Genomic DNA, 7,226 nt, shown 5'->3' on the forward strand with positions numbered 1-7,226 from the left:
CGCGAGCACGGCACCATTGAACATCTGCTGGCCATGCCGGTGACGCCGTTCGAAATCATGACCGCCAAGCTCTGGGCGATGGCGCTGGTCGTCGCCGTCGCCTGCGGCCTGTCGCTGGTCTTTGTGGTGCAGGGGCTGCTTTCGGTGCCGATCGAGGGTTCGGTGGCGCTCTTCCTCGCCGGCACGCTGTTCCACCTTTTCGCGGCGACTTCGATGGGCATCTTCCTGGCCACCGTCGCGCGCTCGATGCCGCAATTCGGCCTGCTGATCATCCTGGTGCTGGTGCCGCTCGAAATGCTCTCGGGCGGCATGACGCCGCGCGAGAGCATGCCCGATGCGATCCGCACCCTGATGCTGGCCGCGCCCAACACGCATTTCGTGATGCTGGCCCAGGCCATTCTCTATCGCGGCGCCGGCTTCTCGGTCGTCTGGCCGCAATTCCTGGCGCTGGCGTTGATCGGTACGGTACTCTTCACCGCTGCGCTGGCGCGCTTCCGCTCGACCATTTCCAGCATGGCGTGAGGACCGGCTTCACTCCTTCTTGCGCATCGCCTCGATCAGGTCGATCGGCAACGGGAAGACGATGGTGCTGGTCCGGTCGCCCGCGATGTCGTGCAGCGCCGAGAAATAACGCAGCTGCATCGCGCGCGGATCGCCGGCGAGGATCTTGCCGGCCTCGACCAGTTTCTCGGCCGCCTGCTGTTCGCCCTCGGCATTGATGATCTTGGCGCGGCGGAAGCGTTCGGCTTCGGCCTGCTTGGCGATGGCGCGGATCATGCTCTCGTCGATGTCGACATGCTTGATCTCGACATTGGCGACCTTGATGCCCCAGGCGTCGGTCTGCTTGTCGAGAATTTCCTGGATGTCGGCATTGAGCTTGTCGCGCTCGGCCAGCATCTCGTCGAGCTCGTGCTTGCCCAGCACCGAGCGCAGCGTCGTCTGGGCGAGCTGGCTCGTCGCCTCCATGTAGTTCTCGACATTGAGGATGGCGTTTTGCGGTTCGACGATGCGGTAATAGATGACCGCGTTGACCCTCACCGACACATTGTCGCGCGAGATCACGTCCTGCGTCGGCACGTCTTCCACCATGGTGCGCAAGTCGGTCCGGACCATCTGCTGAATGACCGGGATGATGATGATGAAGCCCGGCCCGGCGACGCGGGTGAAGCGCCCGAGCGTGAAGACGACGCCGCGCTCATATTCGCGCAGGATCTTGATCGCCGAGCTCAGAATGCCGACGAGGAGTACGATAATGAAGACATAGAATGCGAGATTTCCCATCGGGCCTCTCCGTTCTGTTTGGTCCGCCGGGCCGAATGATGGCACGCCGATAACCGTGAACCTGCACCCTGCCGCTAGGGGCGGGTGGTCGTCGCTCGTAAACGCCGTCGCCTGTCCGCCTCAGCCATGCACGGCGGGTGCGTCGCTCAGGATCAGCGTCAGGCCCTCCAGCCGTTCGACTTTCACCATCGTGCCGGGCGCGAGTTGATGCGGGCCGCGCGCGCGCCATCTTTCGCTGTGGGCCCAGACATGGCCTTCGCCGTTCGCCCAGTCGAGCACCTGCACTTCCATGCCGGCGAGTTCTTCGCTGCCCGTCGCGACCGGCCGCCGCTGCGCGCGCCAGGCATAGCCGAGGAGAGCCGCCAGCGTCGCGACGCTGACGGCCGCCGTTCCCGCGATCACGCTCCACGACAATTGGAACTCCGGCTGATCGCTGTCGATCAGCATAGCGCTGCCGAGCACGAAGGCGATGACGCCGCCGAGCCCGATCACGCCGAAGGTCGGCGTAAAGGCTTCGGCGATCATCAGCGCAAGCCCCAGCAGGATCAGCGCCAGGCCCGCATAATCGAGCGGCAACTGGTTGAGCGCATAAAGCCCGAGCAGCAGCGAAATCGCGCCGATAACGCCGGGGCCGATCGAGCCGGGGTTCGAAAATTCAAAAATCAGCCCGTAAATGCCGATCAGCATCAGGATGAAAGCGACGTTGGGGTTGCTCAGGATCGCGAGCAGCTTCGTCATCGTGCCCGGTTCGATCTCGACGATGGCGGCGCCTTCGGTGTCGAGCACGCGCTTGCCTGTCGCCGTCGCGACCTCGCGGCCCTGCATCTGGCGCAGGAATTCGCCGATGTCGCTCGCCATGAATTCGACGACGCCCTCGGCCACCGCTTCCCGCGCCGACAGGCTTGCACCCTCGCGCACCGCCTTTTCGGCCCAGTCGGCGTTGCGGCCATGGAGTTCGGCAAGGCTTCTGATATGCGCCACCGCGTCGTTGGTCGCCTTGGCGGCCATCGCGTCCTCGTTCGACTTTTGCGGCGCGCGCGCGGGCGCGGTGTCATCCGCGCCGTCCGTCTCGCCGCCCTTGCCGTCCTTCTTCTCTGGCGCCGCGTCTTCGGGCGCGGGCAATCCGGGCATGCCACCGCCCATCGTCACCGGCGTCGCCGCGCCGATATTGGTGCCGGGCGCCATCGCGGCGACAGCGGTTGCATAGATGATATAGGTGCCGGCGCTTGCCGCATGGCCGCCTGCCGGCGCGACGTAGCCGGCCACGGGCACGGAGGATTCGAGGATCGATGAAATGATTTCGCGCGTTGAGGTGACGAGCCCGCCCGGCGTGTTGATTTTCAGGATCAGCACATCGGCGTTTGCCTCTTCCGCAGTCGCGACGGCATCGGCCACCTGCTTCGCCGTCGCCGGTCCGATCGCGCCTTCGATCACCGAGACCATGGCGCGCGGCGCGGGCTTTCCGGCAGCGGCCGGCGTCTCCTCCTGCGCCATGCCGGCGGCGCCGAACAGGGCCGCGCCCGCAACGGCCAGCACGGCATAGATCACCTGTCGCAGTCGAGGGCTCGCAGGGGGGCGAAGGGTCACGGGGGGCGTCCTCCTTCTTCCGGGCGGTCTTTTCGCTCGCTCCCGTCAGTCTGCCAAAGCGGCGCCCGAAAGGCCATGATTTCCGTTGCGCGTTGTTCTACCCCCGCCCTTGCCGCGCCGCGCAATCGCTCCACTTTCCTCCCGGAACGACACGCCACGCCAAGGGAGGAACCCCATGCCCCACCGCCATGTCTACAAGGTCGTCGAAATCGTCGGCTCCTCGCCCGACAGCATCGAGGACGCGATTTCGGGCGCCGTCGAAAAGGCGTCCAGAAGCCTGCGCGAGCTCAGATGGTTCGAAGTCGTCGAAACGCGCGGCCATATTGAGAACGGCAAGGTCGGGCACTACCAGGTGAAACTGAAGCTGGCGTTCACGCTGGAGTGATCTTTCGGGAGGACGAAGCGGCAGATCGGGGACTTAAACGACGTCACCGAAAATTCTATGGTTTGCCGTCATGTTTCTCGACCCTCAGTATTCCATCATTGAGATGGAACGATTTATCGAGAAGACCCGCGATCGCGACGAAGAATTGCCTGACCTTCTCGATCAACGGGCGGTAACGGCTTTCGTCCGGCGGATCGCCGTCTTCGTTCAGAGGAATTCTCACCCAGCCATTCTCTATTTTTGCGATGAACCCAGCTTCCTCCAATGTGTAAGGTATGCCAAAGAAGTTCACAGGAGCGTACGCGGCTTCCCAAACGATTCGACGGTTGTGTGACAGGATCACTCTCTCCGCAACGCATCCAGCATGACGGCGAGTTCTCTCAATCCGATCGCATCGACATCTTCCGCCAGCGGATAGCGGTCCGCGCCGGAATGGACGATGAAGGATTGCGCCGGGCGGAGGTCTTCGCGCGCGTTGTGAAAGCCCTTGCCGGGCACGGGATCGAGGCCCCGCCGGATTTCGATGGCCCAGCGCCCGCGTCCGCCCGGCAGATCCAGAACAAGGTCGATCTCCGCGCCGGCCGATGTGCGGTAGAAGGCCGGCTTCGTTCCCGGCGGTGCGGCCGCGATCAGATTTTCGATCGCGAAACCCTCCCAGCTGGCGCCGACAACGGGGTGCCCGGAAAGCTCGTTGAGGTCTTCGAGGCCGAGCAGGGCATGCGTCAATCCGCTGTCGCGAATATATGTCTTCGGCGATTTAACCAGCCGCTTTTTCACATTCGCATGGAAAGGCGGCAGGCGGCGCAGCAGCAACAGATCGGCCAGGAGATCGATATAGTCGGTGACCGTCGGCGCGCTGACGCCGAGCCCGGCGGCAAGCTTCGAGGCGTTGAGCAGCGTTCCCTGTCCATGCGCCAGCATGGTCCAGAAGCGCTGCAGCGTTTCGGCGGGAACCCGGCGGCCGAATTGCGGTATGTCGCGCTCCAGATAGGTGCGGATGAAGTTCTGGCGGAAGGCGAGGCTCGTCGCGTCGGACGGCGCGAGGAAGCTGTCCGGGAATCCTCCGCGTACCCACAATCTGTCGGCGGTCCCGGCGGTGTCCGCCGCTTCCAGAATGTCGAGCGGCCCCATTTCCACATATTCGATGCGACCGGCCAGGCTTTCGCTGGATTGCCGCAGCAGGTCCATCGCCGCCGAGCCGAGCAGCAGGAAGCGGCCGGTCCGCAGGCCTTTCCGGCGGCCCCGGTCGATCAGGCCGCGCAGTTCCCGGAAGAGCTCCGGGACGCGGTGAATCTCGTCCATGATGACGAGGCGGTCTTCATGATCCTTCAGAAACAGGGCGGGGTCGGTCAGCTTGTTCCGGTCGGCGCTGCTTTCGAGATCGAGATAGAGCGCGCCGGTTTCCTCGGCGAGTTCCAGCGCCAGCGTGGTCTTGCCCACCTGGCGTGGACCGACCAGGACAACGGCGGCCTGGCGGGCGAGGGCTCGCCTGACACGAGCGGTGGCGCGGCGTTCAATCATCTTTGCATTCTGAAATATTTACATGCAATTTGCAAGGAAAAATACAAGTATTCTTGCAAATCAAAACAAATACTTTTGATTTGCAAGGATGTTGCGGAGGTGTCCTTTCCCTTAGTCTCCCCCTCACAAGCATTCAGAAAAGGGAGGACATTCCATGGAACCGATCCGTAAACTCAGCCGCTCGATCGCTGGCAAGGTCGCGCTCGTCACGGGGGCGGCGAGCGGGATGGGGCGGGCGACCGCGCACGTGTTCGCCGCCGAGGGCGCGAAGGTCGCCGTGCTCGATCTTCGCCAGGAACGGGTCGATGCCGTCGTCGCCGAAATCGCGGCGGCGGGCGGCGAGGCCCATGGATGGGCGCTCGATGTAGCGGACGCTGCCGGGATCATCCGTGTCGTGAAGGAAATCGAGGCGCGTTTCGGCGGGCTCGACATTCTCGTCAACAATGCCGGCCTCTCGACCTTTTGCGGCATTGCCGAGGAAGGCTATGAGGAAAGCTGGGCCCGCGCGCTCGATGTGATGCTGACGGCCCATATGCGCTTCGTGCGCGCCGCGCTGCCGCTGCTGAAGCGTTCGGGCGAGGGCCGCATCGTTAATGTGGCCTCCACCGAAGGCTTCGGCGCAACGCCCGGTAACTCGACCTATGTTGCCGCCAAGCACGGCGTCATCGGCCTCACCCGTGCGCTCGCCGTCGAGCTCGGCCGCGAGGGTGTCACCGTCAACTGCATCTGCCCCGGCCCCATCCGCACCGGCATCACCGCGGGCATCCCCGACGAGCACAAGGAAATCTTCGCCAAGCGCCGCGTGCCGCTCCGCCGCTACGGCGATCCGGAAGAAGTCGCGCATGTGACGCTCAGCGTCGTCCTGCCGGCGTCCTCCTATCTCAACGGCGTCGCGATCCCGGTCGATGGCGGCATGCTGGTCAAGAATGCGTGAGGGCGGTGCGACCCAAAACAAAAAATAGCCGAATCATGCCACGGCTCCCGCGCCCGGAGATAAATCGGACTTCTCCCCGGGATAAACCGTGTTTATCCCGGGGAGAAATCATGTTTGTCCCGTTGCAAATTTCGTTTGTGACAGTTTTTTGACAGTTTCGTGACAGAGGGGGGGTCAGCTGTCGTTTTCGCTGTCATAAATCGCCGCGCCGGTGCCCGCCGCGCGCCCCGTGGCGAGGCAGGCGCTGATCAGATATCCCCCCGTCGGTGCCTCCCAGTCGAGCATTTCGCCGGCGCAAAAGACGCCCGGAATCCTGTGCAGCATCAGCTTTTCGTCGAGTTCGTCGAGCGCCACGCCGCCGGCGCTGCTGATCGCCTCCGCAATCGGCCGGGCACGGATCAATGTCAGCGGCAACGCCTTGATCGCCTCGGCGAGCGCGCCCGCATCGTCGAAAAGCGCCGCGTCGAGACATTCGCGCAGCAGCGCCGCCTTGACGCCGTCGATGCCGGCCGCCTTGCGCAGATGATTGGCGAGGGACGTCTTGCCACGCGGCCTTGCGAGATCGCGCGTCAGCCTTTCCACGTCGCGGTCGGGTGCAAGGTCGAGCGTCAGTACCGCCTTGCCGTCGCGTTCCGCCGCGTCGCGCAGGTCCGCCGACAGCGCATAGACGGCGCTGCCCTCGATGCCGTAGCGCGTCACCACGAAGTCGCCGCGCAGCGACCGGCCACCGAAAGAGAGCGTCACCGACTTCACAGGCTCACCCGCAAAGCGCGCCGCCATGTGCGGGCTCCAGGCGACATCGAAACCGCAATTGGCCGGCCGTAGTGGATTGACCACCACATCGCGCGCGCGCAAAAGCGTCGTCCATTTTCCGTCGCCGCCGAGGCGCGGCCAGCTCGCGCCGCCCAGCGCCAGCACGGTCACATCGGCGCGGAAAAGATGCTCGCCGCCCTGCGTTTCGAATTTCAGCGCGCCGTCTTCCGTCCATCCGGTCCAGCGATGGCGCGGATGAAACGTCGCGCCGGCCTCGCCGAGGCGCTTCAGCCAGGCGCGCAGCAGCGGCGATGCCTTCATCGCTTTCGGAAAGACGCGGCCCGAGCTGCCAACAAATATTTCGACGCCGAGGGCCGCCGCCCAACTCCTGATCTCGTCCGGCAAAAAGCCGCGCAGCAGTGGTTCGAGCTTCGTGCGCGCCTCCTTGAAGCGCGAGAGAAAGAGGTCGAGGTCTTCCGCATGCGTGATGTTGAGGCCGCTCTTGCCGGCCAGCAGGAACTTGCGTCCGAGCGAAGGCATTGCGTCGAAGACATGCACCTCCGCAACGCCGACGAGACGTTCGGCTGCCGCAAGGCCCGCCGGTCCGCCGCCGATGATCGCCGCGACGGGCTTTTCCAATTGAATTCCTTCGCCAGTGTTCACGCGCGACGCTATCATTCTCTGGCAGCGAAATCATGTGCCGAAGAGAAGCGATGACCGAAATCTATGTCGATGCCGATGCCTGCCCGGTGAAAGACGAAGTGG

Annotated in this window: 8 protein-coding genes; 3 read left to right on the forward strand and 5 right to left on the reverse strand. The window is 64.3% G+C overall.

The window, feature by feature from the left end; translation table 11 throughout:
- The coding region (locus tag WEB61_RS02180; RefSeq protein WP_368062693.1) for an ABC transporter permease at positions 1-522 on the forward strand (522 nt) is incomplete at its 5' end.
- Positions 523-531: 9 nt separating this feature from the next.
- Here WEB61_RS02180 and WEB61_RS02185 read toward each other — a convergent pair.
- Positions 532-1,281 (reverse strand): slipin family protein, encoded by a 750-nt coding sequence (locus WEB61_RS02185; RefSeq protein ID WP_368062694.1) that lies wholly within the window; start codon positions 1,279-1,281, stop codon positions 532-534.
- A 120-nt stretch (positions 1,282-1,401) separates the two neighbouring features.
- Complete coding sequence (locus WEB61_RS02190) at positions 1,402-2,868, reverse strand: nodulation protein NfeD (protein ID WP_368062695.1); 1,467 nt, start codon at positions 2,866-2,868, stop codon at positions 1,402-1,404.
- A gap of 175 nt (positions 2,869-3,043) precedes the next feature.
- Between WEB61_RS02190 and WEB61_RS02195 the strand changes: the two genes are divergently transcribed.
- Entirely contained in the window at positions 3,044-3,253 is a 210-nt protein-coding gene (locus WEB61_RS02195; RefSeq protein ID WP_368062696.1) for a dodecin, read from the forward strand.
- 55 nt (positions 3,254-3,308) lie between these two features.
- Here the strand turns inward: WEB61_RS02195 and WEB61_RS02200 are convergent, their stop codons facing one another.
- Entirely contained in the window at positions 3,309-3,476 is a 168-nt protein-coding gene (locus WEB61_RS02200) for a hypothetical protein (RefSeq protein ID WP_368062697.1), read from the reverse strand.
- Positions 3,477-3,592: 116 nt separating this feature from the next.
- Positions 3,593-4,774 carry an ATP-binding protein gene (locus WEB61_RS02205; RefSeq protein WP_368062698.1) on the reverse strand — a complete coding sequence of 394 codons (1,182 nt, stop codon included), beginning with the start codon at positions 4,772-4,774 and terminating at the stop codon, positions 3,593-3,595.
- Between the two features lie 154 nt (positions 4,775-4,928).
- Between WEB61_RS02205 and WEB61_RS02210 the strand changes: the two genes are divergently transcribed.
- Entirely contained in the window at positions 4,929-5,708 is a 780-nt protein-coding gene (locus WEB61_RS02210) for an SDR family NAD(P)-dependent oxidoreductase (RefSeq protein WP_368062699.1), read from the forward strand.
- Positions 5,709-5,882: 174 nt separating this feature from the next.
- Here WEB61_RS02210 and WEB61_RS02215 read toward each other — a convergent pair whose 3' ends face one another.
- Positions 5,883-7,139, reverse strand: a complete 1,257-nt coding sequence (locus WEB61_RS02215; RefSeq protein ID WP_368062700.1) for a TIGR03862 family flavoprotein — start codon at positions 7,137-7,139, stop codon at positions 5,883-5,885.
- Positions 7,140-7,226 lie beyond the last annotated feature (87 nt).

Origin of the sequence: Parvibaculum sp., assembly GCF_040882025.1 — a bacterium.
Taxonomy (GTDB): domain Bacteria; phylum Pseudomonadota; class Alphaproteobacteria; order Parvibaculales; family Parvibaculaceae; genus Parvibaculum.